Origin of the sequence: Streptomyces europaeiscabiei, from assembly GCF_036346855.1 — a bacterium.
Taxonomy (GTDB): domain Bacteria; phylum Actinomycetota; class Actinomycetes; order Streptomycetales; family Streptomycetaceae; genus Streptomyces; species Streptomyces europaeiscabiei.
In genome coordinates, this window is the sequence record NZ_CP107841.1 from 7,601,393 (window position 1) to 7,627,702 (window position 26,310).

Annotated in this window: 13 protein-coding genes, 1 tRNA gene and 3 rRNA genes; 15 read left to right on the forward strand and 2 right to left on the reverse strand. The window is 66.4% G+C overall.

Going from position 1 to position 26,310, the window contains the following annotated elements:
• Positions 1-15: 15 nt before the first annotated feature.
• The 6 genes from OG858_RS33315 (at position 16) to OG858_RS33340 (ending at position 6,327) form a co-directional block, all read left to right on the forward strand.
• Positions 16-513, forward strand: coding sequence for a hypothetical protein (locus tag OG858_RS33315; protein ID WP_319066762.1), 498 nt, complete (start codon positions 16-18; stop codon positions 511-513).
• 247 nt (positions 514-760) lie between these two features.
• Positions 761-1,048 (forward strand): 30S ribosomal protein S15, encoded by a 288-nt coding sequence (rpsO, locus tag OG858_RS33320; RefSeq protein ID WP_033529274.1) that lies wholly within the window; start codon positions 761-763, stop codon positions 1,046-1,048.
• A gap of 436 nt (positions 1,049-1,484) precedes the next feature.
• Positions 1,485-3,704 carry a polyribonucleotide nucleotidyltransferase gene (locus tag OG858_RS33325; protein ID WP_037691664.1) on the forward strand — a complete coding sequence of 740 codons (2,220 nt, stop codon included), beginning with the start codon at positions 1,485-1,487 and terminating at the stop codon, positions 3,702-3,704.
• Entirely contained in the window at positions 3,701-5,080 is a 1,380-nt protein-coding gene (locus OG858_RS33330) for a M16 family metallopeptidase (RefSeq protein WP_086748463.1), read from the forward strand. Before OG858_RS33325 ends, OG858_RS33330 begins: the two co-directional genes overlap by 4 nt.
• A gap of 23 nt (positions 5,081-5,103) precedes the next feature.
• On the forward strand, positions 5,104-5,856 hold the full coding sequence (gene dapB, locus OG858_RS33335; RefSeq protein ID WP_086748462.1) for a 4-hydroxy-tetrahydrodipicolinate reductase: 753 nt from the start codon (positions 5,104-5,106) through the stop codon (positions 5,854-5,856).
• Between the two features lie 15 nt (positions 5,857-5,871).
• Positions 5,872-6,327, forward strand: coding sequence for a tetratricopeptide repeat protein (locus OG858_RS33340; RefSeq protein WP_086748461.1), 456 nt, complete (start codon positions 5,872-5,874; stop codon positions 6,325-6,327).
• Positions 6,328-6,414: 87 nt separating this feature from the next.
• On the opposite strand, the gene OG858_RS33345 is transcribed toward OG858_RS33340, so the two are convergent.
• Entirely contained in the window at positions 6,415-6,972 is a 558-nt protein-coding gene (locus tag OG858_RS33345) for a hypothetical protein (protein WP_046706237.1), read from the reverse strand.
• A gap of 189 nt (positions 6,973-7,161) precedes the next feature.
• Between OG858_RS33345 and thyX the strand changes: the two genes are divergently transcribed.
• From thyX to OG858_RS33385, 8 genes are all read left to right on the forward strand, one after another.
• Positions 7,162-7,902, forward strand: a complete 741-nt coding sequence (thyX, locus tag OG858_RS33350; protein WP_319066765.1) for an FAD-dependent thymidylate synthase — start codon at positions 7,162-7,164, stop codon at positions 7,900-7,902.
• A 211-nt stretch (positions 7,903-8,113) separates the two neighbouring features.
• Positions 8,114-9,013 carry a 4-hydroxy-tetrahydrodipicolinate synthase gene (gene dapA / locus OG858_RS33355; RefSeq protein ID WP_037691651.1) on the forward strand — a complete coding sequence of 300 codons (900 nt, stop codon included), beginning with the start codon at positions 8,114-8,116 and terminating at the stop codon, positions 9,011-9,013.
• Positions 9,014-9,164: 151 nt separating this feature from the next.
• A complete protein-coding gene (locus OG858_RS33360; RefSeq protein ID WP_319066768.1) occupies positions 9,165-10,847 on the forward strand; it encodes a ribonuclease J in 1,683 nt (560 codons plus the stop codon).
• A gap of 501 nt (positions 10,848-11,348) precedes the next feature.
• Positions 11,349-12,874: ribosomal RNA gene (locus OG858_RS33365) — 16S ribosomal RNA — on the forward strand.
• A 314-nt stretch (positions 12,875-13,188) separates the two neighbouring features.
• Positions 13,189-16,310, forward strand: a 23S ribosomal RNA gene (locus tag OG858_RS33370).
• A 96-nt stretch (positions 16,311-16,406) separates the two neighbouring features.
• Positions 16,407-16,523 (forward strand): 5S ribosomal RNA (gene rrf / locus OG858_RS33375).
• The 16S, 23S and 5S rRNA genes sit together here, the layout of an rRNA operon.
• 114 nt (positions 16,524-16,637) lie before the next feature.
• Positions 16,638-17,300: a DegT/DnrJ/EryC1/StrS family aminotransferase gene (locus OG858_RS33380; protein ID WP_086746943.1), complete on the forward strand. Its 663-nt coding sequence runs from the start codon at positions 16,638-16,640 to the stop codon at positions 17,298-17,300.
• A 130-nt stretch (positions 17,301-17,430) separates the two neighbouring features.
• A tRNA-Thr gene (locus OG858_RS33385) sits at positions 17,431-17,503 on the forward strand.
• A gap of 49 nt (positions 17,504-17,552) precedes the next feature.
• Here the strand turns inward: OG858_RS33385 and OG858_RS33390 are convergent.
• Positions 17,553-20,297, reverse strand: a complete 2,745-nt coding sequence (locus OG858_RS33390) for a SpoIIE family protein phosphatase (RefSeq protein ID WP_328544182.1) — start codon at positions 20,295-20,297, stop codon at positions 17,553-17,555.
• Between the two features lie 511 nt (positions 20,298-20,808).
• On the opposite strand from OG858_RS33390, the gene OG858_RS33395 reads away from it, so the two are divergent.
• A complete protein-coding gene (locus tag OG858_RS33395; RefSeq protein ID WP_408059440.1) occupies positions 20,809-26,199 on the forward strand; it encodes a HAMP domain-containing protein in 5,391 nt (1,796 codons plus the stop codon).
• Positions 26,200-26,310 lie beyond the last annotated feature (111 nt).

Genomic DNA, 26,310 nt, shown 5'->3' on the forward strand with positions numbered 1-26,310 from the left:
CCTGTCATCGCGGTCATGGCGGGCGACTACGCCGTCACCGACCCGGTCTCCCTGGACGGCAAGGGCAAGGCGCGCGCCGCGATCCGGCCCAACCGCGATCACCAGGTCATCAACTCCAGCGAGACGTTCAACGCGGTGGTCGAGACCTGCAGCACGATCGTCATGGGGGAGGAGCGGCTCTGCATCACGACGGACGACGACATCGTCGCGTACGACCTGGGCACCGGAAGGACCGTATTCAAGTTCGACTCCACACCCGGGCGGCGGATGTATCCGCTGAGGACGAGCGGCGGCGAACTCATCGCGTACCGGGAGTCCGGCAATCTCTCGCCCGCTGCGTTCGTCAGCCTCGATCCGGTGTCCCGCACAAGGAGACGCTCCCCCTGCTCGTCGGTGGTGTCCTCGACCTCGGAGCCGTCGGTGATCCGACGGGGGACGACATCATCTACGAGCACGGCCGGATCCACTTCGCCACCGAAGCCCTGGAGGGCCCGAGCGACAAGGGTGAGGTAGGGGAGGAGACCACCGTGGCGATCGGTTACGAGAGCGTCGCCCTCGTCAGACGCTGACCGGCCCCCGGACAGGGCGGTCCCCCCACCCTGGTATCCTGTGTGGCGGCCGTCTGTGTACGCACCTCCGGGCTCCCCCAGGGACACCGGAGGCAGCGCTGGCGGACCCCGTCACCCGAGTCACAGAAGCCCCCCTGAGACGCAGACCAGGGGCACTCGGTGACATCAACGAGACTCATGAGGAGTATCGCGTGTCGCTCGACGCCGCTACGAAGAAGCAGATCATCAGCGAGTTCGGTACCAAGGAGGGCGACACCGGCTCCCCCGAGGTCCAGGTCGCGATGCTCTCCCGCCGCATCTCGGACCTGACCGAGCACCTCAAGACCCACAAGCACGACCACCACTCCCGCCGTGGTCTGCTGATCCTGGTCGGTCAGCGTCGTCGCCTGCTGCAGTACCTCGCCAAGAAGGACATCCAGCGCTTCCGTACGCTGGTCGACCGCCTCGGCATCCGCCGCGGTGCGGCGGGCGCCAAGTAAGACGCCGTGAGGGGAGCGGTTCCCGGGAGAACGGGGGACCGCTCCTTTTGCTGTACGCACCGCCGCGGCTCGCCGCACGCCCCTCCCGCCACACTCGCCGGAACTCCGCCGGCCCCCGCTGGAAGGGGGCGCGCGGCCCCGACGCACGCGGGACGTACGGGCGGAAACGTGCGGAGTGTCACCACCCCTTTGTAGTGTGGTAGCACAACGCAATATGCACGACACAGCGTGAGGGCCCCCGGACACGGGCGACCGCACGCACACCGAACGAGGAGAAGCGCACCTCGCCGCCGCCGGTCCTCGGTAGTGGCCCCCGGGAGATTACGAACCCGAGGGCTTCGATCGAAGACCGGCCCGCACCAGACGGCGTGCTTCTCCGCCACCGTCCCCCTGCCACACGGGCGGGACCAGGGACGAAGACGAGGAGAATTTGCTAGTGGAGAACGAGACCCACTACGCCGAGGCCGTCATCGACAACGGCTCCTTCGGCACCCGCACCATCCGTTTCGAGACGGGCCGTCTGGCCCGCCAGGCCGCCGGCTCCGCCGTGGCCTACCTGGACGACGACACCATGGTGCTGTCGGCCACCACCGCCTCCAAGAACCCCAAGGACCAGCTCGACTTCTTCCCCCTCACGGTGGACGTCGAGGAGCGGATGTACGCCGCCGGCAAGATCCCCGGCAGCTTCTTCCGCCGTGAGGGCCGTCCCTCCGAGGACGCCATCCTCACCTGCCGGCTGATCGACCGCCCGCTGCGCCCGTCCTTCAAGAAGGGCCTGCGCAACGAGATCCAGGTCGTCGCCACGATCATGGCACTCAACCCCGACCACCTGTACGACGTCGTGGCGATCAACGCCGCGTCCGCGTCCACGCAGCTGGCCGGTCTGCCCTTCTCCGGTCCGATCGGCGGCGTCCGCGTCGCGCTGATCAACGGCCAGTGGGTCGCGTTCCCGACGCACACCGAGCTCGAGGACGCCGTCTTCGACATGGTCGTCGCGGGCCGCGTCCTGGAGGACGGCGACGTCGCGATCATGATGGTCGAGGCCGAGGCCACCGAGAAGACCATCACGCTGGTCGCGGGCGGCGCCGAGGCGCCGACCGAGGAGGTCGTCGCCGCCGGTCTGGACGCCGCGAAGCCCTTCATCAAGGTGCTCTGCAAGGCCCAGGCCGACCTCGCGTCGAAGGCCGCCAAGCCGACCGGCGAGTTCCCGGTCTTCCTCGACTACCAGGACGACGTCCTGGAGGCGCTCAGCGCCGCCGTCAAGGACGAGCTGACCCAGGCGCTCACCATCGCGGGCAAGCAGGACCGCGAGGCCGAGCTGGACCGCGTCAAGGGTCTCGCCGCCGAGAAGCTGCTCCCGCAGTTCGAGGGCCGCGAGAAGGAGATCTCCGCCGCGTACCGCTCGCTGACCAAGTCCCTGGTCCGTGAGCGCGTCATCAAGGACAAGGTCCGCATCGACGGCCGCGGCGTCACGGACATCCGTACGCTCGCCGCCGAGGTCGAGGCCATCCCGCGCGTGCACGGTTCGGCGCTGTTCGAGCGTGGCGAGACCCAGATCCTGGGCGTCACCACCCTCAACATGCTCCGCATGGAGCAGCAGCTCGACACCCTGTCGCCGGTGACGCGCAAGCGCTACATGCACAACTACAACTTCCCGCCGTACTCCGTCGGCGAGACCGGCCGCGTCGGCTCCCCGAAGCGCCGCGAGATCGGCCACGGAGCGCTCGCCGAGCGCGCCATCGTGCCGGTCCTGCCGACGCGCGAGGAGTTCCCCTACGCGATCCGTCAGGTGTCCGAGGCCCTCGGCTCCAACGGCTCGACGTCCATGGGCTCGGTCTGCGCCTCCACCATGTCGCTGCTGAACGCCGGTGTGCCGCTGAAGGCCCCCGTCGCCGGTATCGCCATGGGCCTGATCTCCCAGGAGATCAACGGCGAGACGCACTACGTCGCCCTCACCGACATCCTCGGTGCGGAGGACGCCTTCGGCGACATGGACTTCAAGGTCGCCGGCACCAAGGAGTTCGTGACCGCCCTCCAGCTCGACACCAAGCTGGACGGCATCCCCGCCTCCGTCCTGGCCGCCGCTCTCAAGCAGGCCCGTGACGCCCGCCTCCACATCCTCGACGTGATGATGGAAGCGATCGACACGCCGGACGAGATGTCCCCGAACGCCCCGCGGATCATCACCGTCAAGATCCCCGTGGACAAGATCGGCGAGGTCATCGGCCCGAAGGGCAAGATGATCAACCAGATCCAGGAGGACACCGGCGCCGAGATCACGATCGAGGACGACGGCACCATCTACATCGGTGCCCAGCAGGGCTCGCAGGCCGAGGCCGCCCGCGCCACGATCAACGGCATCGCCAACCCGACCATGCCGGAGGTCGGCGAGCGCTACCTGGGTACCGTCGTGAAGACGACGACCTTCGGCGCGTTCGTGTCGCTGCTCCCGGGCAAGGACGGTCTGCTGCACATCTCGCAGATCCGCAAGCTCGCCGGCGGCAAGCGCGTGGAGAACGTCGAGGACGTCGTCGGCGTGGGCTCCAAGGTCCAGGTCGAGATCGCCGAGATCGACTCCCGCGGCAAGCTCTCCCTCATCCCCGTGATCGAGGGCGAGGACGGTTCCGAGGACAAGAAGGACGACGGCGACAAGTGACGTCCCGTAGCTCCAAGGCGACGGCCCGCACCTCCACGGAGGCGCGGGCCGTCGCCCGTACCCAAACCCTGATCAAGGGCATGAACGGCATCGGTACGGTCCGCAAGACCACCCTCCCGGGCGGCCTGCGCATCGTCACCGAGACCCTGCCGTCCGTGCGCTCCGCCACCTTCGGCATCTGGGCGCACGTCGGCTCCCGCGACGAGACGCCCGCGCTGAACGGCGCCACCCACTATCTGGAGCACCTGCTCTTCAAGGGCACGTCACGCCGTAGCGCGCTCGACATCTCCTCCGCGATCGACGCGGTCGGCGGCGAGATGAACGCGTTCACGGCGAAGGAGTACACGTGCTACTACGCACGCGTGCTCGACACCGATCTCCCGCTCGCCATCGACACGGTCTGCGACATGCTCACCGGCTCGCTCATCCGCGAGGAGGACGTCGACGTCGAGCGCGGCGCCATCCTCGAAGAGATCGCGATGACCGAGGACGACCCGGGCGACTGCGTGCACGACCTGTTCGCGCACACCATGTTCGGCGACACCCCCCTCGGCCGCCCGGTCCTCGGCACGGTCGACACGGTCAACGCCCTCTCCGCCGACCGCATCCGCCGCTTCTACAAGAAGCACTACGACCCGACCCACCTCGTGGTCGCCTGCGCGGGGAACGTCGACCACAACAAGGTCGTACGACAGGTCCGTGCCGCCTTCGAGAGCGCCGGCGCCCTCGATCGCCCCGACGCCACCCCGATCGCCCCGCGCGAGGGCCGCCGCGGCCTGCGTACGGCCGGCCGCGTCGAGCTGGTCGGCCGCAAGACCGAGCAGGCCCATGTCGTCCTCGGCATGCCCGGCCTCGCCCGCACCGACGAGCGCCGCTGGGCCCTCGGCGTCCTCAACACCGCGCTCGGCGGCGGCATGTCCTCCCGCCTCTTCCAGGAGGTCCGGGAGAAGCGCGGCCTCGCCTACAGCGTGTACTCGTACACGTCCGGCTTCGCCGACTGCGGCCTCTTCGGCGTGTACGCCGGCTGCCGTCCCTCCCAGGTGCACGACGTGCTCAAGATCTGCCGCGACGAACTCGACCAGGTCGCCGAGCACGGGCTGCCGGACGACGAGATCGAGCGCGCCATCGGCCAGCTCCGCGGCTCCACGGTCCTCGGCCTGGAGGACACCGGCGCGATCATGAACCGCATCGGCAAGAGCGAGCTGTGCTGGGGCGAGCAGATGTCCGTCGACGAGATGCTGACCCGGATAGCCATGGTGACCCCGGACGAGATCCGTGCCGTGGCCCGCGAGATCCTGGGACAGCGACCCTCCCTGTCGGTGATCGGCCCGCTCAAGGACAAACAGGCGGCCCGTCTGCACGAAGCCGTCGCCTAACACCCCAGTTAAGGAACCAAGCAATGAGCAAGCTGCGCGTGGCGGTCCTCGGTGCCGGGGGCCGTATCGGCTCCGAGGCCGTACGGGCCGTCGAGGCCGCCGAGGACATGGAGCTGGTCGCCGCCCTGCGCCGGGGCGACAAGCTGGCGAGCCTGGCCGAGGCCGGCGCCCAGGTCGCCGTCGAACTGACCACCCCCGCCTCGGTCATGGACAACCTCGACTTCTGTGTCCGCCACGGTATCCACGCGGTCGTCGGCACCACGGGCTGGACCGACGAACGCCTCGCGCAGCTCAAGGGCTGGCTGGACGGCTCCCCGGAGACCGGCGTGCTCATCGCGCCCAACTTCTCCATCGGGGCCGTCCTGACCATGAAGTTCGCGCAGATCGCCGCGCCGTACTTCGAGTCCGTCGAGGTCGTCGAGCTGCACCACCCGAACAAGGTCGACGCCCCCAGCGGCACCGCCACCCGAACGGCCCAGCTCATCGCCGAGGCCCGCCGCGCTGCCGGCACCGCCCCGGCGCCGGACGCCACGGCGACGGCCCTGGACGGCGCGCGCGGTGCCGACGTCGACGGAGTTCCCGTGCACTCCGTACGCCTGCGCGGACTCCTCGCCCACCAGGAGGTGCTGCTCGGCGGCGAGGGCGAGACCCTGACGGTCCGGCACGACTCCCTCCACCACAGCAGCTTCATGCCGGGCATTCTGCTCGGTGCCCGCCGCGTGGTGACGACCCCGGGCCTCACCTTCGGCCTCGAACACTTCCTCGACGTGGGCTGAGCGGCCGGGAACGTCATGCGCGCGAAGATCACCTACGCCGTCACGGCAGCCGTCCTGGTCGTCTACTTCGTCCTGGTCGGCAGCCGCGGGCTGCTGCTCATAGAGACCGGTACCCCGGTCACGATCGCCTTCGGCGTCGCCGTGCTCGTCCTGCCGGGGATCGGCCTGTGGTTCCTGTGGAAGAACACCCAGTTCGTCCGCAAGGCCAACCAGCTCGCCGCCGAACTCGACGCCGAAGGGGGCCTGCCCGTCGACGAGTTGAAGCGCACCCCGAGCGGCCGCATCGACCGCGACTCGGCCGACGAGGTCTTCGCGCGGCGCAAGGAGGAGACCGAGGACGCCCCCGACGACTGGCGCACCTGGTTCCGCCTCGCCGTCGCCTACCACGACGCCCGCGACACCCCCCGGGCCCGTAAGGCCATGCAGCGCGCGATCGCCCTCCACGACGGCAGACCGGCACCGGCCACCTGACTCCCGCTCTCCGCAGACGGTCGAAAGCCCCATATGGGTGAGGGGCCGGTCCGCACCCGCGGACCGGCCCCTCACCCATATGTTCGACTACGCGGCGCGCCCGTACTCCGCCGCCCACGCCTCGATCGTGTCGGCCGCCCGGTCGAAGGCCTCCGTACGCGCCAGGAAGTCGGCGTTGTGGGTGGTCATCAGCGGCGTCACGTACTCCTGCACATGGTCCGTGCGGACGAGGAGCAGCGCCTGGCCCTGCACGGACCGCGGCAGCCCCAGCCACCGCACCGGCTGCTGCACGGTACGCACCGAGACGCTCGCCTCCCAGGAAGCCGTACGCGTTCTGAAGAAGCCCACCTGACGTACGCCCCGTGCACTCACCCAGATGCCGACCCGCAGCAGCCGCAGAGCACAGCCGATCACCAGCAGCGCCGCGCCGAAGCAGATCGCGCCCGCCCGCGGTGTCTCGGCCACCGCGATGACGACCGCCGCGACCAGCACGTACGAGGCGAGCAGCAACAGGAGCGCGGCCGCCCCGACCCGCCAGGGGCCGGGCCGGTAGGGACGCCGCCAGCGGTCGCGGTCCTCGAACGGCAGCGCTTCGTCCACCGCCTGGTCGAAGGCGCGATCGGCGGTCAGGAAGGGCAGGGGCACGGCTGGTCCTCACTCGATCCACGCACAGGTTTCGCCGGGTGAGGCTACCGAGCCGGGCCCCTCCCCACCACTCCCGGGGGTCCAACCGGGGCACAAGACGGCGCAACTCGGGCCAACCGGCCTCTCGTCGGTGCCGGGCCGTAGAGTGGGCGCCGCCCGAGAGCAGCCATGGGAAGGATCCTCCGAGCCGTGACCGACACCCCCTCCGACGACCTCAAACCCAGCTTCCGCAGCGATGTCACCGTCGAGTTGGTGAAGCACAGCGCGGCCGACTCGGACGTGTTGTGGGCCGCCCGAGTCTCCACCGCCGGTGAACAGTCCCTGGAGGAGCTGAAGAAGGACCCCGAGCGCTCCAAGGGGCTCATCAACTACCTCATGCGGGACCGGCACGGCAGCCCCTTCGAGCACAACTCGATGACCTTCTTCATCAGTGCCCCGATCTTCGTCTTCCGCGAGTTCATGCGCCACCGGGTCGGCTGGTCGTACAACGAGGAGTCCGGGAGGTACAGGGAGCTCCAGCCTCACTTCTACGTCCCCGACGAGGCGCGCAAGCTCGTCCAGGAGGGCCGTCCCGGCAAGTACGTCTTCGTGGAGGGCACGCAGGCGCAGCAGGAACTGGTCGGGCGGGTCATGGAGGACTCGTACGTCCACGCCTACGAGGCGTACCAGGAGATGCTCGCCGCCGGAGTGGCCCGAGAGGTCGCCCGCGCGGTGCTCCCGGTCGGCCTCTTCTCCTCGATGTACGCCACCTGCAACGCCCGCTCGTTGATGCACTTCCTCGGTCTGCGCACCCAGCACGAGCTCGCGAAGGTGCCGTCCTTCCCGCAGCGGGAGATCGAAATGGTGGGCGAGAGGATGGAGTCGGAGTGGGCCCGGCTGATGCCGCTCACCCACTCCGCGTTCAACGCGAACGGCCGGGTCGCGCCGTAACGGACCGCCGACTTTCGGCCAGGCACAGATGTACGGGTCAGCCGAGTGAAGTGTCCGTATTGCGGCATTTCGAGAAGTTCATCTAGCCTGATCAAACGGACCCGGCACTGCTTGAACCCCCGAGCAGGCAGTGCCGGGCTCCGCATTTGTCCTGACTTTTCCTGCCCCCCGAGGGCAGACCGTGCCCTGAGCAGCGAGTAGCGTGTTACCCATGGCTCCGACCTCGACTCCGCAGACCCCCTTCGGGCGGGTCCTCACCGCCATGGTCACGCCCTTCACGGCGGACGGCGCACTCGATCTCGACGGCGCGCAGCGGCTCGCCACCCATCTGGTGGACGCAGGCAACGACGGCCTGGTCATCAACGGCACCACCGGCGAGTCCCCCACCACCGGTGACGCGGAGAAATCGGACCTGGTACGAGCCGTCCTCGAAGCCGTCGGTGACCGTGCCCACGTCATCGCCGGCGTCGGCACGAACGACACCCACCACAGCAAGGAACTCGCCCGCGCCGCCGAGAAGGTCGGCGCCCACGGTCTCCTCGTCGTCACGCCGTACTACAACAAGCCCCCGCAGGAGGGCCTGTACCGCCACTTCAAGGCGATCGCCGACGCGGCCGACCTGCCGGTCATGCTCTACGACATCCCCGGCCGCAGTGGTGTCCCGATCGACACCGAGACGATCGTCCGGCTGGCCGAGCACCCGCGCATCGTCGCCAACAAGGACGCCAAGGGCGACCTCGGCCGCGCCAGCTGGGCCATCGCCCGCTCCGGCCTCGCCTGGTACTCGGGCGACGACATGCTGAACCTTCCGCTGCTCTCCGTGGGCGCGGTCGGTTTCGTTTCGGTCGTCGGCCACGTCGTCACCCCCGAGCTGCGCGCCCTCGTCGAGGCGTACGTCTCCGGTGACGTTCAGAAGGCCACCGAGATCCACCAGAAGCTGCTCCCGGTCTTCACCGGGATGTTCCGCACCCAGGGCGTGATGACCACCAAGGCGGCGCTCGCCCTCCAGGGTCTGCCCGCCGGACCGCTGCGCGCCCCCATGGTGGAGCTCTCGCCCGAGGAGACGGCCCAGCTCAAGATCGATCTTGGCGCCGGCGGGGTACAGCTCTAACACCGGACTTCGCGCGACGCGACAACCTGACTTCACAACTGAATAGGCAGGACGAACGTGCCTGCGTCCACATCCAACAACTGCTTTTGCACGAACGTCATGCGCGCCACGTGCCACAGAGGTACGTGGCGCGCGTGGTGAGGAGAGTCTTTTGAGTCATCCGCATCCTGAACTCGGCCCGCCGCCCCCGCTCCCCGAAGGTGGCCTGCGGGTCACCCCGCTGGGCGGCCTCGGCGAGATCGGCCGGAACATGACCGTCTTCGAATACGGCGGCCGGCTGCTGATCGTCGACTGCGGCGTGCTCTTCCCCGAGGAGGAGCAGCCCGGAATCGACCTGATCCTGCCGGACTTCTCGTCCGTCAGAGACCGTCTCGACGACATCGAGGGCATCGTCCTCACGCACGGCCATGAGGACCACATCGGAGCGGTCCCGTACCTGCTCCGGGAGAAGCCCGACATCCCGCTGATCGGCTCCAAGCTGACCCTCGCGCTCATCGAGGCCAAGCTCCAGGAGCACCGCATCCGCCCGTACACCCTAGAGGTGGTCGAGGGGAACCGCGAGCGCATCGGCCCCTTCGACTGCGAGTTCATCGCGGTCAACCACTCCATCCCGGACGCCCTCGCCGTGGCCATCCGTACCCCCGCGGGCATGGTGGTCCACACGGGCGACTTCAAGATGGACCAGCTCCCGCTGGACAACCGCCTGACAGATCTACACGCGTTCGCACGGCTGAGTGAGGAGGGGATCGACCTCCTTCTCTCCGACTCCACGAACGCCGAGGTCCCGGGGTTCGTTCCCCCCGAGCGCGACATCTCCAGTGTCCTGCGTCAGGTCTTCGCGGGCGCCGGCAAGCGGATCATCGTGGCGAGCTTCGCCAGCCACATCCACCGCATCCAGCAGATCCTCGACGCTGCCCACGAGTACGGCCGTCGGGTCGCCTTCGTCGGCCGCTCGATGGTCCGGAACATGGGTATCGCCAGGGACCTGGGCTACCTGAAGGTTCCGCCGGGCCTGGTCGTGGACGTCAAGACACTCGACGACCTGCCGGACCACGAGATCGTCCTCGTGTGCACCGGATCACAGGGCGAGCCGATGGCGGCCCTGTCCCGCATGGCCAACCGGGACCACCAGATCCGCATCGTCCAGGGCGACACGGTGATCCTGGCCTCGTCCCTGATCCCCGGCAACGAGAACGCGGTCTACCGCGTCATCAACGGCCTGACCCGCTGGGGCGCCAACGTCGTGCACAAGGGCAATGCCAAGGTCCACGTCTCCGGACACGCCTCGGCCGGCGAACTGCTGTACTTCTACAACATCTGCCGCCCGAAGAACCTGATGCCGGTGCACGGCGAATGGCGCCATCTGCGCGCCAACGCCGAACTGGGCGCCCTGACAGGCGTTCCGCACGACCGCATCGTCATCGCCGAGGACGGCGTGGTCGTCGACCTCGTCGAGGGCAAGGCCAAGATCTCCGGCAAGGTCCAGGCCGGTTACGTGTACGTCGACGGCCTCTCGGTGGGCCTCGGCGAGCCGGCCCTGAAGGACCGGCGGATCCTGGGCGACGAGGGCATCATCTCGGTCTTCGTGGTGGTGGACTCCTCCACCGGGAAGATCACCGGCGGTCCGCACATCCAGGCCCGCGGCTCCGGCATCGAGGACTCCGAGTTCAGTGCGGTCGTCCCGCGGATCAGCGAGGTCCTGGAGCGTTCGGCACAGGACGGGGTCGTCGAGCCCCATCAGCTGCAACAGCTCATCCGCCGCACCCTCGGCAAGTGGGTCTCCGACACCTACCGGCGCAGGCCGATGATCCTGCCTGTGGTGGTGGAGGTCTGACTCCCCGTCAGTGCCCGCCTGGAGCGGGGCTCCTCGATTTGCATCGGGGCGCCCCGCTCCAGTACGTTTACGGCTCCGCCCAGGGGGGAACCCGACGCAACTGTGCGTCAGGAGCCACCCGGACCGGGCGGAAATTCCGACTCAGAACTTCTGATAAAGTCGGAGTCGCCGGAGAGGGAAACGCGAAAGCGGGAACCTGGAAAGCACCGAGGAAATCGGATCGGAAAACGGTCTGATAGAGTCGGAAACGCAAGACCGAAGGGAAACTGCCCGGAGGAAAGCCCGAGAGTAGCTTGGGTGAGTACAAAGGAAGCGTCCGTTCCTTGAGAACTCAACAGCGTGCCAAAAATCAACGCCAGATATGTTGATACCCCGTCCGCCGAAACTTTTCGGTGGTCGAGGTTCCTTTGAAGTAAAACACAGCGAGGACGCTGTGAACGGTCGGGCTTATTCCGCCTGACTGTTCCGCTCTCGTGGTGTCGACCCGATTACGGGTAAACATTCACGGAGAGTTTGATCCTGGCTCAGGACGAACGCTGGCGGCGTGCTTAACACATGCAAGTCGAACGATGAACCACTTCGGTGGGGATTAGTGGCGAACGGGTGAGTAACACGTGGGCAATCTGCCCTTCACTCTGGGACAAGCCCTGGAAACGGGGTCTAATACCGGATACAACACTTTCGGGCATCCGATGAGTGTGGAAAGCTCCGGCGGTGAAGGATGAGCCCGCGGCCTATCAGCTTGTTGGTGAGGTAACGGCTCACCAAGGCGACGACGGGTAGCCGGCCTGAGAGGGCGACCGGCCACACTGGGACTGAGACACGGCCCAGACTCCTACGGGAGGCAGCAGTGGGGAATATTGCACAATGGGCGAAAGCCTGATGCAGCGACGCCGCGTGAGGGATGACGGCCTTCGGGTTGTAAACCTCTTTCAGCAGGGAAGAAGCGAAAGTGACGGTACCTGCAGAAGAAGCGCCGGCTAACTACGTGCCAGCAGCCGCGGTAATACGTAGGGCGCGAGCGTTGTCCGGAATTATTGGGCGTAAAGAGCTCGTAGGCGGTCTGTCGCGTCGGATGTGAAAGCCCGGGGCTTAACCCCGGGTCTGCATTCGATACGGGCAGACTAGAGTGTGGTAGGGGAGATCGGAATTCCTGGTGTAGCGGTGAAATGCGCAGATATCAGGAGGAACACCGGTGGCGAAGGCGGATCTCTGGGCCATTACTGACGCTGAGGAGCGAAAGCGTGGGGAGCGAACAGGATTAGATACCCTGGTAGTCCACGCCGTAAACGGTGGGAACTAGGTGTTGGCGACATTCCACGTCGTCGGTGCCGCAGCTAACGCATTAAGTTCCCCGCCTGGGGAGTACGGCCGCAAGGCTAAAACTCAAAGGAATTGACGGGGGCCCGCACAAGCAGCGGAGCATGTGGCTTAATTCGACGCAACGCGAAGAACCTTACCAAGGCTTGACATACACCGGAAACGGCCAGAGATGGTCGCCCCCTTGTGGTCGGTGTACAGGTGGTGCATGGCTGTCGTCAGCTCGTGTCGTGAGATGTTGGGTTAAGTCCCGCAACGAGCGCAACCCTTGTTCTGTGTTGCCAGCATGCCCTTCGGGGTGATGGGGACTCACAGGAGACTGCCGGGGTCAACTCGGAGGAAGGTGGGGACGACGTCAAGTCATCATGCCCCTTATGTCTTGGGCTGCACACGTGCTACAATGGCAGGTACAATGAGCTGCGAAGCCGTGAGGCGGAGCGAATCTCAAAAAGCCTGTCTCAGTTCGGATTGGGGTCTGCAACTCGACCCCATGAAGTCGGAGTTGCTAGTAATCGCAGATCAGCATTGCTGCGGTGAATACGTTCCCGGGCCTTGTACACACCGCCCGTCACGTCACGAAAGTCGGTAACACCCGAAGCCGGTGGCCCAACCCGTAAGGGAGGGAGCTGTCGAAGGTGGGACTGGCGATTGGGACGAAGTCGTAACAAGGTAGCCGTACCGGAAGGTGCGGCTGGATCACCTCCTTTCTAAGGAGCACTTCTACCGAACTCTTCGGGGTGAGGTCAGAGGCCAGATCATCAGCGAACGTCTGATGCTGGTTAGCTCAGGGTGGAACGTTGATTATTCGGCCGGTTCACGGGCCGGAGGCTGTGAGTACTGCTCGTAAGAGTGTGGAAAGCATGATCTCTGGACGAGGACCGGTCGGGCACGCTGTTGGGTGTCTGAGGGTATGGCCGTATGGCTGCCTTCAGTGCCGGCCCCAGTGCACTCGGACTTCTGGTTCGGGGTGATGGGTGGTTGGTCGTTGTTTGAGAACTGCACAGTGGACGCGAGCATCTGTGGCCAAGTTTTTAAGGGCGCACGGTGGATGCCTTGGCACCAGGAACCGATGAAGGACGTGGGAGGCCACGATAGGCCCCGGGGAGTCGTCAACCAGGCTTTGATCCGGGGGTGTCCGAATGGGGAAACCCGGCAGTCGTCATGGGCTGTCACCCTTGCCTGAACACATAGGGCAAGTGGAGGGAACGCGGGGAAGTGAAACATCTCAGTACCCGCAGGAAGAGAAAACAACCGTGATTCCGGGAGTAGTGGCGAGCGAAACCGGATGAGGCCAAACCGTATACGTGTGAGACCCGGCAGGGGTTGCGTGTACGGGGTTGTGGGATCTCTCTTGATCAGTCTGCCGGCTGGTCGACGAGTCAGAAACCGTTGATGTAGGCGAAGGACATGCGAAAGGTCCGGCGTAGAGGGTAAGACCCCCGTAGCTGAAACATTGACGGCTCGTTTGAGAGACACCCAAGTAGCACGGGGCCCGAGAAATCCCGTGTGAATCTGGCGGGACCACCCGTTAAGCCTAAATATTCCCTGGTGACCGATAGCGGATAGTACCGTGAGGGAATGGTGAAAAGTACCGCGGGAGCGGAGTGAAATAGTACCTGAAACCGTGTGCCTACAAGCCGTGGGAGCGTCGCGCATCGAGTTTACTCGGTGCGTCGTGACTGCGTGCCTTTTGAAGAATGAGCCTGCGAGTTTGCGGTGTGTTGCGAGGTTAACCCGAGTGGGGTAGCCGTAGCGAAAGCGAGTCCGAACAGGGCGACTGAGTAGCACGCTCAAGACCCGAAGCGGAGTGATCTAGCCATGGGCAGGTTGAAGCGGAGGTAAGACTTCGTGGAGGACCGAACCCACCAGGGTTGAAAACCTGGGGGATGACCTGTGGTTAGGGGTGAAAGGCCAATCAAACTCCGTGATAGCTGGTTCTCCCCGAAATGCATTTAGGTGCAGCGTCGTGTGTTTCTTGCCGGAGGTAGAGCACTGGATAGGCGATGGGCCCTACCGGGTTACTGACCTTAGCCAAACTCCGAATGCCGGTAAGTGAGAGCGCGGCAGTGAGACTGTGGGGGATAAGCTCCATGGTCGAGAGGGAAACAGCCCAGAGCATCGACTAAGGCCCCTAAGCGTACGCTAAGTGGGAAAGGATGTGGAGTCGCACAGACAACCAGGAGGTTGGCTTAGAAGCAGCCACCCTTGAAAGAGTGCGTAATAGCTCACTGGTCTAGTGATTCCGCGCCGACAATGTAGCGGGGCTCAAGCGTACCGCCGAAGTCGTGTCATTTCAGCATGAGGGCCAACGCCCGCTGGGATGGGTAGGGGAGCGTCGTGTGCCGGGTGAAGCAGCCGCGGAAGCGAGTTGTGGACGGTTCACGAGTGAGAATGCAGGCATGAGTAGCGATACAAACGTGAGAAACGTTTGCGCCGATTGACTAAGGGTTCCTGGGTCAAGCTGATCTGCCCAGGGTAAGTCGGGACCTAAGGCGAGGCCGACAGGCGTAGTCGATGGATAACCGGTTGATATTCCGGTACCCGCTGTGAAGCGTCAAACATTGAACCAGGCGATGCTAAGTCCGTGAAGCCGTTCCGGACCCTTCGGGGAAAGGAAAGTGGTGGAGCCGACGGACCAGACTTGCAGTAGGTGAGTGATGGGGTGACGCAGGAAGGTAGTCCATCCCGGGCGGTGGTTGTCCCGGGGTAAGGGTGTAGGCCGTGCGATAGGTAAATCCGTCGTGCATGTGGCTGAGACCTGATGCCGAGCCGATTGTGGTGAAGTGGATGATCCTATGCTGTCGAGAAAAGCCTCTAGCGAGTTTCATGGCGGCCCGTACCCTAAACCGACTCAGGTGGTCAGGTAGAGAATACCGAGGCGTTCGGGTGAACTATGGTTAAGGAACTCGGCAAAATGCCCCCGTAACTTCGGGAGAAGGGGGGCCATCACTGGTGAGAGGATTTACTCCTTGAGCTGGGGGTGGCCGCAGAGACCAGCGAGAAGCGACTGTTTACTAAAAACACAGGTCCGTGCGAAGCCGTAAGGCGATGTATACGGACTGACGCCTGCCCGGTGCTGGAACGTTAAGGGGACCGGTTAGTCACATTTCGGTGTGGCGAAGCTGAGAACTTAAGCGCCAGTAAACGGCGGTGGTAACTATAACCATCCTAAGGTAGCGAAATTCCTTGTCGGGTAAGTTCCGACCTGCACGAATGGCGTAACGACTTCTCGACTGTCTCAACCATAGGCCCGGTGAAATTGCACTACGAGTAAAGATGCTCGTTTCGCGCAGCAGGACGGAAAGACCCCGGGACCTTTACTACAGTTTGATATTGGTGTTCGGTTCGGCTTGTGTAGGATAGCTGGGAGACTTTGAAGCGGCCACGCCAGTGGTTGTGGAGTCGTCGTTGAAATACCAGTCTGGTCGTGCTGGATGTCTAACCTGGGTCCGTGATCCGGATCAGGGACAGTGTCTGATGGGTAGTTTAACTGGGGCGGTTGCCTCCTAAAGAGTAACGGAGGCGCCCAAAGGTTCCCTCAGCCTGGTTGGCAATCAGGTGTTGAGTGTAAGTGCACAAGGGAGCTTGACTGTGAGACCGACGGGTCGAGCAGGGACGAAAGTCGGGACTAGTGATCCGGCGGTGGCTTGTGGAAGCGCCGTCGCTCAACGGATAAAAGGTACCCCGGGGATAACAGGCTGATCTTCCCCAAGAGTCCATATCGACGGGATGGTTTGGCACCTCGATGTCGGCTCGTCGCATCCTGGGGCTGGAGTCGGTCCCAAGGGTTGGGCTGTTCGCCCATTAAAGCGGTACGCGAGCTGGGTTTAGAACGTCGTGAGACAGTTCGGTCCCTATCCGCTGCGCGCGCAGGAATATTGAGAAGGGCTGTCCCTAGTACGAGAGGACCGGGACGGACGAACCTCTGGTGTGCCAGTTGTTCTGCCAAGGGCATGGCTGGTTGGCTACGTTCGGGAGGGATAACCGCTGAAAGCATCTAAGCGGGAAGCCTGCTTCGAGATGAGTATTCCCACCCACTTGATGGGGTAAGGCTCCCAGTAGACGACTGGGTTGATAGGCCAGATATGGAAGCCTGGTAACGGGTGGAGTTGACTGGTACTAATAGGCCGAGGGCTTGTCCTCAGTTGCTCGCGTCCACTGTGTTGGTTCTGAAACCACGAACAACCCCATTCCCTTGTTTGGTCACGGGGGATGGTGCGGTTGAGTGTTTCATAGTGTTTCGGTGGTCATAGCGTGAGGGAAACGCCCGGTTACATTCCGAACCCGGAAGCTAAGCCTTACAGCGCCGATGGTACTGCAGGGGGGACCCTGTGGGAGAGTAGGACGCCGCCGAACAAATATTGAAAGAGCTGGTCCCCGAATTTCGGTTCGGGGACCAGCTCTTTTTTGTTTGGCTTTACTTGGAGTTCACGTTGCGCGAGCAGGATCCGCAGCATGGGTACCGTTGGAATGCTCAGGGCCGCAGGTGTCGGCGCCGGTGACGAAGTGGTCGTGCCGGCGTTCGGGAACCCGGAGGTCGCCCAGGCGGTGAGCCTGGCAGGGGCTGTGCCGGTGTTCGCCGACATAGACCCGGCGACGTACTGCCTGGATGCCTCGGCTGTCGAGGCCGCGGTGACACCGCGGACCGTGGCAGCGGTTGTCGTCCACCGCTTCGGCCGGTCGGCCGATATCGCGTCGCTGCGTCAAGTCGGGCAGCGGCATGGGCTGTTGCTGCTGGAGCAGGGCGAGTCGGAGACGCCGTACAGCGAGCTGGGGGAGCGCCGGCGGCAGGCCGCGTATCTCAGTGCGAAGTTGAAGGGCGTACGGACTCCCGACGGGTGTGACGGGCACACCTTCCAGCAGTACGTCGTGCGGGTGCCCGGGAACGGGCGGCCGGACCGGGACGCCTTCGCGCGCGCCGTGCGTGCCAAGGGAGTCGAGTGCAGTGTGCCGGTGAAGACACCCGTGCACAGGATGCGCGGGTTCCGGCGGGACGTGTGTCTGCCGGAGACCGAGCGTGCCGCCGACGAGACGCTGGCGCTGCCCATCGGCGGGGAGATGTCGCGGCGGGAACTGCAGCGGCTGGTGTCCGCCTGCAATGCGCTCGGCGGGTTGCTGCAGCCGGCCTTCTAGCCCTTCGGGTGCGCGGGGCAATTCGGGGGCGCGTAGACCGTTTGGCAGTGCGCCGGGTGGTTCGAAGGAGCTGCCGGTTCAGGGTATGATCTATCTCGTTGCCGCGAGGGAGACCTCGGTCAGGTGGCAGGCCCCTATAGCTCAGTCGGTAGAGCGTCTCCATGGTAAGGAGAAGGTCAACGGTTCGATTCCGTTTGGGGGCTCAGTCGAAAGGCCCCGCCCGATTGGGCGGGGCCTTTGTCGTATCCGGAATCAGTCCCTCTGGAGGCCCGGGACGCGCATCGCCAGGATGGCCATGTCGTCGGAGGGGGCGTCGGAGGCGAAGCGTTCGACCGCACGCATGACGCGGGCCGCGACCGCGCCCGCCGTGAGGCCCGTGCAGGCGGTGAGTACCTCGGTGAGGCCGTCGTCGCCCAACATGCGGGTGCCTTCACGGCGTTCGGTGACACCGTCCGTGACGCACAGGAGGACGTCGCCGGGGTCGAGGGTGATCGTCTGCTCGTAGAGCTCCAAATCCTCCATGACACCGAGGAGCGCTTGCGGTTCGGCGGCGGGCTCGACCGTGCCGTCCTGGCGCAGGCGCAGCGGGAGCGGGTGACCGGCGCAGACGACCTTCAGTACGGCGCTGCCGTCCTCCTGGGGCCACAACTCGCCGTACAGGAGCGTCAGGAAGCGGCTGCGGGCGCCCTCGTCGATGATCGCGGAGTTGAGGCGCTCCAGGACCGCCGGGCCGCCGTAGCCCTCGCGGGCCAGCAGGCGCAGGGCGTGGCGGGCCAGGCCGGTGACCGCGGCGGCCTCCGGGCCGGTGCCGCAGACGTCGCCGATGGCGAAGCCGTACGCGCCGTCGCGGATGGGGAAGAGGTCGTAGAAGTCGCCGCCGACCTCGTTGCCCTCGCCGGCCGCGCGGTAGATCACCTCGACCTCGACGCCGTCGATCTGCGGAAGCTCGGGCGGCAGGAGGCTGCGCTGGAGGGACTGGCTGATGGCCACGCGCTCCGAGTACAGGCGGGCGTTGTCCAGGGCGAGGGCGGCCCGGCGGGAGAGGTCCTCGGCCAACTCCAGGATCTCCTGGCGGAAGTGCTCGTCCGTGGGCTTGCCGAGGGTCAGCATGCCGATCACGCGGTTGCGGGCCACGAGCGGGAGGACAACTGTTTCGCCGCCCACCGCCGAGGCCGTCGCCAGCGTCGTGCCGATGCCCGAGCTGACCGTGGCGGGCTCGCCCAGCCCCAGGCTGCGCATGGACGTGCGCAGGGCCGCCTGGTGGGCAGCCTCGGCGGGAGCCGTCCAGACGCGGGCGCCCGGGGTGGGGATGGGCTCCGGCGGGCGGATCTTGGAGAGGAGGGCCTTGAGGCCGTCGATGAGGTCCTCGTCCTCGTGCAGGACGTAACTGAGGTACGGGTCCGAGGCCTGGTCGGCGATCGTGTAGACGGCACACCAGGTGGCGAGGGTCGGGATCGTCATCTGGGCCATGAGGGCCAGTGTCTGGTCGCGGTCCAGGGTGCCTGCCAGGAGGTCGGAGGCTTCCACCAGGAAGCTCAACGAGCCGCGGCGCAGGCGCTCCAGCTCGCCCAGGCGGGCCGACTCGACGGCCAGGGCGATGCGGTCGGCGGCGAACTGCAGGCGCAGGGCCTCCTCGTTGGAGTACCAGCCCTGGGACTCGGCGGCGACGCCCAGGGAGCCCGTGAGGCGGCCCTCGACCTTGAGGGGGACCGTGACGACCGAGCGCATGCCCGTGCCGTTGAGGAGGGGGACGGCGCCGGGGACGGCCGTGAGATCGTCGTGGACGGCGGGCATACGGGCCGAGCCGTAGCGGCCGGGGCCGGCGTCCACGGGGACGCGGGCGAAGCGCTGGCGGGCCGACGGGAGGCCCGTGGAGGCCCGTACCTCCAGCTCGGTCTCGTCGTCGGTCGCGAGGAGCAGGAAGGCGGAGTCCCCGTCGAGCATGTCGCGGGCGCGCTCGACCGTGCGCTGGAGCAGGCCGTCGAGGTCGTCCGGGGCGGGCGAGCCGATGAAGACCTCGAAGGGATCCGCGGCCTGGCCCTCGCCGGAACCGGAGCCGTCACCGGCCGGCATGCGGATCGGGGTCTGGAGGACGGCGCGCTCGTCGTCCCGGACGAGAAGGCAGACCGTGGAGGGGTCGCCGGCCGTGTCGCGGACCCGGAGGTGGGAGGCGTAGACCGGCGTCACGCGCCCGTTGGCGCCGCGGATGCCGTAACTGCCCTCCCAGCGGGAGAGTTGGAGGGCCTCGACGACGCCGGTGCTGGTGCCGGGGGTGTGCGGCCAGGCGGCGAGGTCGGTGAGCGGCTTGCCGATGACCTGGTCGGGGGAGTACCCGAAGAGTTCCTCAGCGTCCTCGTTCCAGGCGCCGATCGCGCCCACGCGGTCGATCTGGACGACCGCGACACGGACCCGGCCGTCGGCGAGCGGGAGCAGGTCGGCGGGGAGGGCCGGGCCGGCCGAGCGGGTGCCCACCGGGCGGTCGGGGAGGTCGAGTCGGAACCAGACCTGCTTGTGGGTGGACGTGTACTCGACGCCCCAGCGAGAGGCCATCGCCGCGCACAGCTGGAGGCCGCGGCCGCCCTCGCGGTCCGGGCTGCCCATGTTGATGTGGCTGCCCTGGAGGGGGATCTCACGCTCGGGATATCGGTCGGCCACCTCGATGCGTACGCCGTCGTCGGCCCGTAGACACAGGACGTCGGCAGAGGTTCCCGCGTGGACGACCGCGTTGGTGACGAGCTCGCTGGTGAGGACCACCGCGTCGTCGACGATGTCGGCGAAGCCCCAGCCCTGGAGGGTGTCGCGGACGAACGAGCGGGCGGTCGCGACGGATCGTGAGACGGCAGTGAAGCTGGCGGCCGCGCGCGCGGTGATCACAGAACTCCTTGTCCGGTTCTCGACGTGCGGGGATCCTGGGACGGCCTCCTGCCGTGGCAGAGGCCGGTTCTCCGTCGGCCTGGGTTCCTGGGGGGTCTCCCCGGGATGCAGTCCGGTGGTCATGGTGCGGCCGCCCCTCCGATGCCTGCCCGCTCATGCTCGTGCGCCACCGCCCAGGCCGGACGGGTCCGGCATGGTTGGACAGCCGCATGCAAGGTTACTTACCTTCGCCGTCCATGCGGATGCCGGTCGTCTGTGTTTCCGTCCGGAGGTGTGCGGACCGTGTGCGAAGCTGCCGAACTGTTATGGCCTGGTTCAGGCATGGTGAAACACTGGGCAGGCTTCCAGGAGAAGGTCGGGCCGGTCCGAGTACCTTCCCAGTGCGTCGGGGAGTGGCACCCGGCCCGCTGAGCAGAAGTATCCGAGTACGAAGCAGTACGAGTGGTACGAACAGTGTGAGCAGTACGAAGCGTTCGAATGCGGCGAAGTACGTCCAGCAGGAACGGTCGACCCTTGCGGGAGGGACACAGTGGAGTCTGGCGCAGCGACGCGGGGCACTAAGGCGCGCGCGAAAGGCGGACAGTCCCTGAGTGACCAGCGCACATCACGTAAAGCGCGTAATGGGACCACCACCGTGGACACGGCTGCCCTGAACCGGCTGCTCACGGCGCTGGAGGCGATGCGGGACGGCAATTTCCGCAAGCGGCTGACCGTCTCGGGCGACGGTGTGATGGCCGAGATCGCCGCCGTGTACAACGAGGTGGCGGACCGGAATCTGCATCTGACCGGCGAGTTGTCGCGGGTACGGCGCGTGGTGGGGCGTGAGGGCAAGCTCACCGAGCGGCTGGAGACGGGTGCCACCGAGGGGTCCTGGGCGGCTGCGATCGACGCGTCGAACGCGCTGGTCGACGACCTCGTACGGCCTGTCTCCGAGGTCAGCCGGGTGCTGTCGGCCGTCGCGGACGGCGATCTGTCGCCGCGCATGGAGCTGCGGTCGCAGGGGCCGGACGGGACCGGGCATCCGCTGCGCGGGGAGTTCCTGAAGGTCGGGCGTACGGTCAACAACCTGGTCGACCAGCTGTCGACGTTCACCGACGAGGTCACCCGGGTGGCCAGCGAGGTGGGCACCGAGGGCAAGCTGGGCGGGCAGGCCAAGGTGCGTGGCATGTCCGGTTCGTGGAAGGACCTGACGGAGTCCGTCAACACCATGGCGCACCGGCTCACCGCACAGGTGAGGGACATCGCCCTGGTGACGACCGCGGTGGCGAAGGGTGACTTGTCCCGGAAGGTCACGGTTCATGTGGCCGGCGAGATGCTGGAGCTGAAGGAGACCGTCAACACGATGGTCGACCAGCTCTCCGCGTTCTCCTCCGAGGTGACCCGGGTCGCTCGCGAGGTGGGCACCGACGGGCAGCTCGGCGGTCAGGCCGAGGTGCCGGGTGTGGCGGGTGTGTGGAAGGAGCTCACCGATTCGGTGAACACCATGGCCGGCAATCTCACCGCACAGGTGCGAGGGATCGCCCAGGTCACCACCGCGGTCGCCAACGGTGACCTGTCGCAGAAGGTCACGGTGCCCGCACGCGGTGAGGTGGCCAAACTCGCCGAGACCATCAACCAGATGACCGAGACGCTGCGGATCTTCGCCGACGAGGTCACGCGGGTGGCGAACGAGGTCGGTGCCGAGGGCAGGCTGGGCGGTCAGGCGCAGGTGCCGGGCGCGGCGGGAACGTGGAAGGACCTCACCGATTCGGTGAACACGGTCTTCCGGAATCTCACGATCCAGGTGCGGGACATCGCGGCGGTGACGACGGCCGTGGCCAACGGTGACCTCTCGCAGAAGGTCACCGTGGACGTGGCCGGCGAGATGCTGGAGCTGAAGAACACCGTCAACGGGATGGTCGACCAGCTCTCGTACTTCGGTGCCGAGGTCACGCGGGTGGCCAACGAGGTCGGTGCCGAGGGCCGGCTGGGCGGTCAGGCGCAGGTGCCCGGCGCGGCCGGTACGTGGAAGGATCTGACGGACTCCGTCAACACCGCGTTCCGGAATCTCACCGGACAGGTGAGGAACATCGCGGCGGTGACGACGGCCGTGGCCAACGGTGACCTCTCGCAGAAGGTCACCGTCGATGTCGCGGGCGAGATGCTCGAACTGAAGAACACCGTGAACACGATGGTGGACCAGCTGTCGTCGTTCGCGGACCAGGTGACGCGCATGGCCCGGGACGTGGGCACGGAGGGCCGCCTCGGCGGTCAGGCTCGCGTGGACGGTGTGTCCGGTACGTGGAAGGAACTCACCGACTCCGTCAACTCGATGGCCGGCAACCTCACCTCGCAGGTGCGCAACATCGCGCAGGTGACGACGGCCGTGGCGCGGGGAGACCTGTCCCAGAAGATCGACGTCGACGCGCGCGGCGAGATCCTGGAGCTGAAGAACACCATCAACACGATGGTCGACCAGCTCTCCTCCTTCGCCGACCAGGTGACCCGGGTCGCCCGGGACGTGGGCACGGAGGGCCGCCTCGGCGGTCAGGCGCAGGTGCCTGGTGTCGCCGGGGTGTGGCGCGATCTCACCGAGTCCGTGAACGGGATGGCCGGCAACCTGACCGGTCAGGTGCGCAACATCGCGCAGGTCGCCACGGCGGTGGCCCGTGGAGACCTCTCCCAGAAGATCACCGTGGACGCGCGCGGTGAGATCCTGGAGCTGAAGAACACGCTGAACACGATGGTGGACCAGCTGTCGTCGTTCGCGGAGGAGGTCACCAGGGTCGCCCGCGAGGTGGGCACGGAGGGTCAGCTCGGCGGTCAGGCCGAGGTGCAGGGTGTCTCCGGCACCTGGAAGGACCTCACGCAGTCGGTGAACTTCATGGCGAACAACCTGACGATCCAGGTGCGTCAGATCGCCGAGGTCACGACCGCTGTCGCCAAGGGCGACCTGTCGAAGAAGATCACCGTCGACGCCAAGGGCGAGATCCTCGAACTCGTCACCACCGTCAACACGATGGTCGACCAGCTGTCGTCCTTCGCCGAGCAGGTGACCCGGGTGGCCCGTGAGGTGGGCACCGAGGGCATTCTGGGCGGCCAGGCGCACGTGCCGGGCATCACCGGCATCTGGAAGGACCTCAGCGGCAACGTCAACCTGATGGCCAAGAACCTCACCATGCAGGTGCGGAACATCTCCCAGGTCGCGGCCGCCGTCGCCAACGGGGACCTGACGCGTACGGTGACGATCGAGGCGGCCGGCGAGGTCGCGGAGCTCGCCGACACCTTCAACAGCATGGTGAAGACGCTGAGTTCGTTCGCCGACCAGGTCACCAAGGTGGCCCGTGAGGTGGGCACGGACGGCATCCTGGGCGGCCAGGCGCATGTACCGGGTGTGGCGGGCACGTGGAAGGACCTCACCGAGTCCGTGAACTCGATGGCGTCCAACCTCACCGGACAGGTGCGCAACATCGCGATGGTCACGACCGCCATCGCCAAGGGCGACCTGACCAAGAAGATCGACATCGACGCGCGCGGCGAGATCCTGGAGCTCAAGACCACCATCAACACGATGGTCGACCAGCTGTCGTCCTTCGCCGAGGAGGTCACCCGGGTGGCCCGCGAGGTGGGCACCGAGGGCCAGCTGGGCGGTCTGGCGCGGGTGCGGGACGTCGACGGCACCTGGCGGGACCTCACCGAGTCGGTGAACGAGATGGCCGGGAACCTGACCCGGCAGGTGCGCGCCATCGCGCGCGTGGCCACCGCGGTGACCCGGGGCGACCTGAACCTCAAGATCGACGTCGACGCGTCCGGCGAGATCAAGGAACTGCAGGACTACATCAACAAGATGATCGCCAACCTGCGCGACACCACGATCGCCAATCAGGAGCAGGACTGGCTCAAGGGCAACCTCGCCCGGATCTCCGCCCTGATGCAGGGCCGCCGGGACCTCGACGACGTGGCATCGCTGATCATGAGCGAGCTGACGCCGGTGGTGTCCGCGCAGCACGGCGCCTTCTTCCTCGCGCTGCCGTTCCTGGACGGCAAGGACCTGGCCCCGGACAACGACGAGCAGTACGAGCTGCGCATGCTCGGCTCGTACGGCTACTCCATGGGCTCCATGCCGACGTCGTTCCGGCCCGGTGAGGCGCTGGTCGGGACGGCCGCGAAGGAGAAGCGCACGATCCTGGTGGAGAACGCGCCGAGTGGCTATCTGAAGATCTCCTCCGGGCTCGGTGAGGCGCCCCCGGCGCAGGTCATCGTGCTTCCGGTGCTCTTCGAGGGGACCGTGCTCGGCGTGATCGAGCTGGCGTCGTTCACGCCGTTCACGCAGATCCAGAAGGACTTCCTGAACCAGATCGCGGAGATGATCGCGACGAGCGTCAACACCATCTCCGTGAACACCAAGACCGAGGTGCTGCTGAAGCAGTCGCAGGAGCTGACCGAGCAACTGCGCGAGCGGTCCGACGAGTTGGAGAACCGGCAGAAGGCACTCCAGGCGTCCAACGCCGAACTGGAGGAGAAGGCCGAGCTGCTGGCCCGGCAGAACCGCGACATCGAGGTCAAGAACACCGAGATCGAGGAGGCGCGTCAGGTCCTGGAGGAGCGCGCCGAGCAGCTCGCGGTCTCCATGCGCTACAAGAGCGAGTTCCTGGCGAACATGTCGCACGAGCTGCGCACCCCGCTCAACTCGCTGCTGATCCTCGCCAAGCTGCTCGCCGACAACGCCGAGTCGAACCTGACGCCCAAGCAGGTCGAGTTCTCCGAGACGATCCACGGAGCGGGCTCCGACCTGCTCCAGCTGATCAACGACATCCTGGACCTGTCGAAGGTCGAGGCGGGCAAGATGGACGTCTCGCCGACCCGTATCGCCCTCGTCCAGCTCGTCGACTACGTGGAGGCCACCTTCCGGCCGCTGACCGCGGAGAAGGGCCTCGACTTCTCCGTACGGGTCTCGCCGGAGCTGCCCGCCACGCTGCACACCGACGAGCAGAGGCTGTTGCAGGTGCTGCGGAACCTGCTGTCCAACGCGGTGAAGTTCACCGACTCCGGGGCCGTGGAACTGGTCATCAGGCCGGCCGGCGCGGATGCGCCGGTGGCCATCAAGGAGCAGCTGCTGGAGGCGGGCTCGCTGCGGGACGCGGACGCCCCCATGATCGCGTTCTCGGTGACGGACACGGGCATCGGCATCGCGGCCAGCAAGATGCGGGTCATCTTCGAGGCGTTCAAGCAGGCGGACGGCACCACGAGCCGCAAGTACGGCGGTACGGGCCTGGGGCTGTCCATCTCGCGGGAGATCGCCCGGCTGCTGGGCGGCGAGATTTACGCGCAGAGCGAGCCGGGACGCGGCTCCACCTTCACCCTGTATTTGCCGCTGCACCCGAGCGAACTGCCCCCGCAGGGCTATGCGCACAGTGCGCCCGCCGCGCTGGAGGCGGGGGAGCTGCTGGCCTCCGAGCAGGAGCTGGCCGAGCGCACCGAGACGCCGGCCGAGGTGAGGTCGTACCGCGAGACGCAGAACGGGGCCGCCGCGCTCTTCCGGCGGCGTCGCAGGTCCGTGCCGACGGGCTCCCCGTCGGACCTGTACCAGGGCAACGGGCAGACACAGGAGCACTGGGCGCAACATGCCGCGCAGGAGGCGGCGGCGCAGCCGCGCCGGACGATTCGCTTCGACAGCGAGAAGGTGCTCATCGTCGACGACGACATCCGTAACGTCTTCGCGCTCACCAGCGTCCTGGAGCAGCACGGTCTGTCCGTGCTGTACGCCGAGAACGGCCGCGAGGGCATCGAGGTCCTGGAACAGCACGACGACGTGACGGTCGTTCTGATGGACATCATGATGCCGGAGATGGACGGATACGCGACGACCACGGCGATCCGCCGGATGCCCCAGTTCGCCGGACTGCCGATCATCGCGCTGACGGCCAAGGCGATGAAGGGCGACCGGGAGAAGGCGATCGACTCGGGAGCCTCCGACTATGTGACGAAGCCGGTCGATCCGGATCATCTGCTGTCGGTCATGGAGCAGTGGATGCGAAGTGAGTGACAGGACGGGCGGCCGGTGGTCGCAACCCGTCCGAGGGCACACCGAGTTGCTGACTGAGTGTGGCCGGGGTCGTGTAGAAACGCGGGATTCGGGGAACCTTCTGGTCCCCGC

Excerpts from the sequence above, each read along its gene's own strand:
- OG858_RS33340 (WP_086748461.1), top strand. The coding sequence starts at position 5,872 with ATGCGCGCGAAGATCACCTACGCCGTCACGGCAGCCGTCCTGGTCGTC.
- dapA (WP_037691651.1), top strand. The coding sequence starts at position 8,114 with ATGGCTCCGACCTCGACTCCGCAGACCCCCTTCGGGCGGGTCCTCACC.
- OG858_RS33380 (WP_086746943.1), top strand. The coding sequence starts at position 16,638 with ATGCTCAGGGCCGCAGGTGTCGGCGCCGGTGACGAAGTGGTCGTGCCG.
- OG858_RS33390 (WP_328544182.1), bottom strand. The coding sequence starts at position 20,297 with ATGACCACCGGACTGCATCCCGGGGAGACCCCCCAGGAACCCAGGCCG.
- dapB (WP_086748462.1), top strand. The coding sequence starts at position 5,104 with ATGAGCAAGCTGCGCGTGGCGGTCCTCGGTGCCGGGGGCCGTATCGGC.
- OG858_RS33315 (WP_319066762.1), top strand. The coding sequence starts at position 16 with ATGGCGGGCGACTACGCCGTCACCGACCCGGTCTCCCTGGACGGCAAG.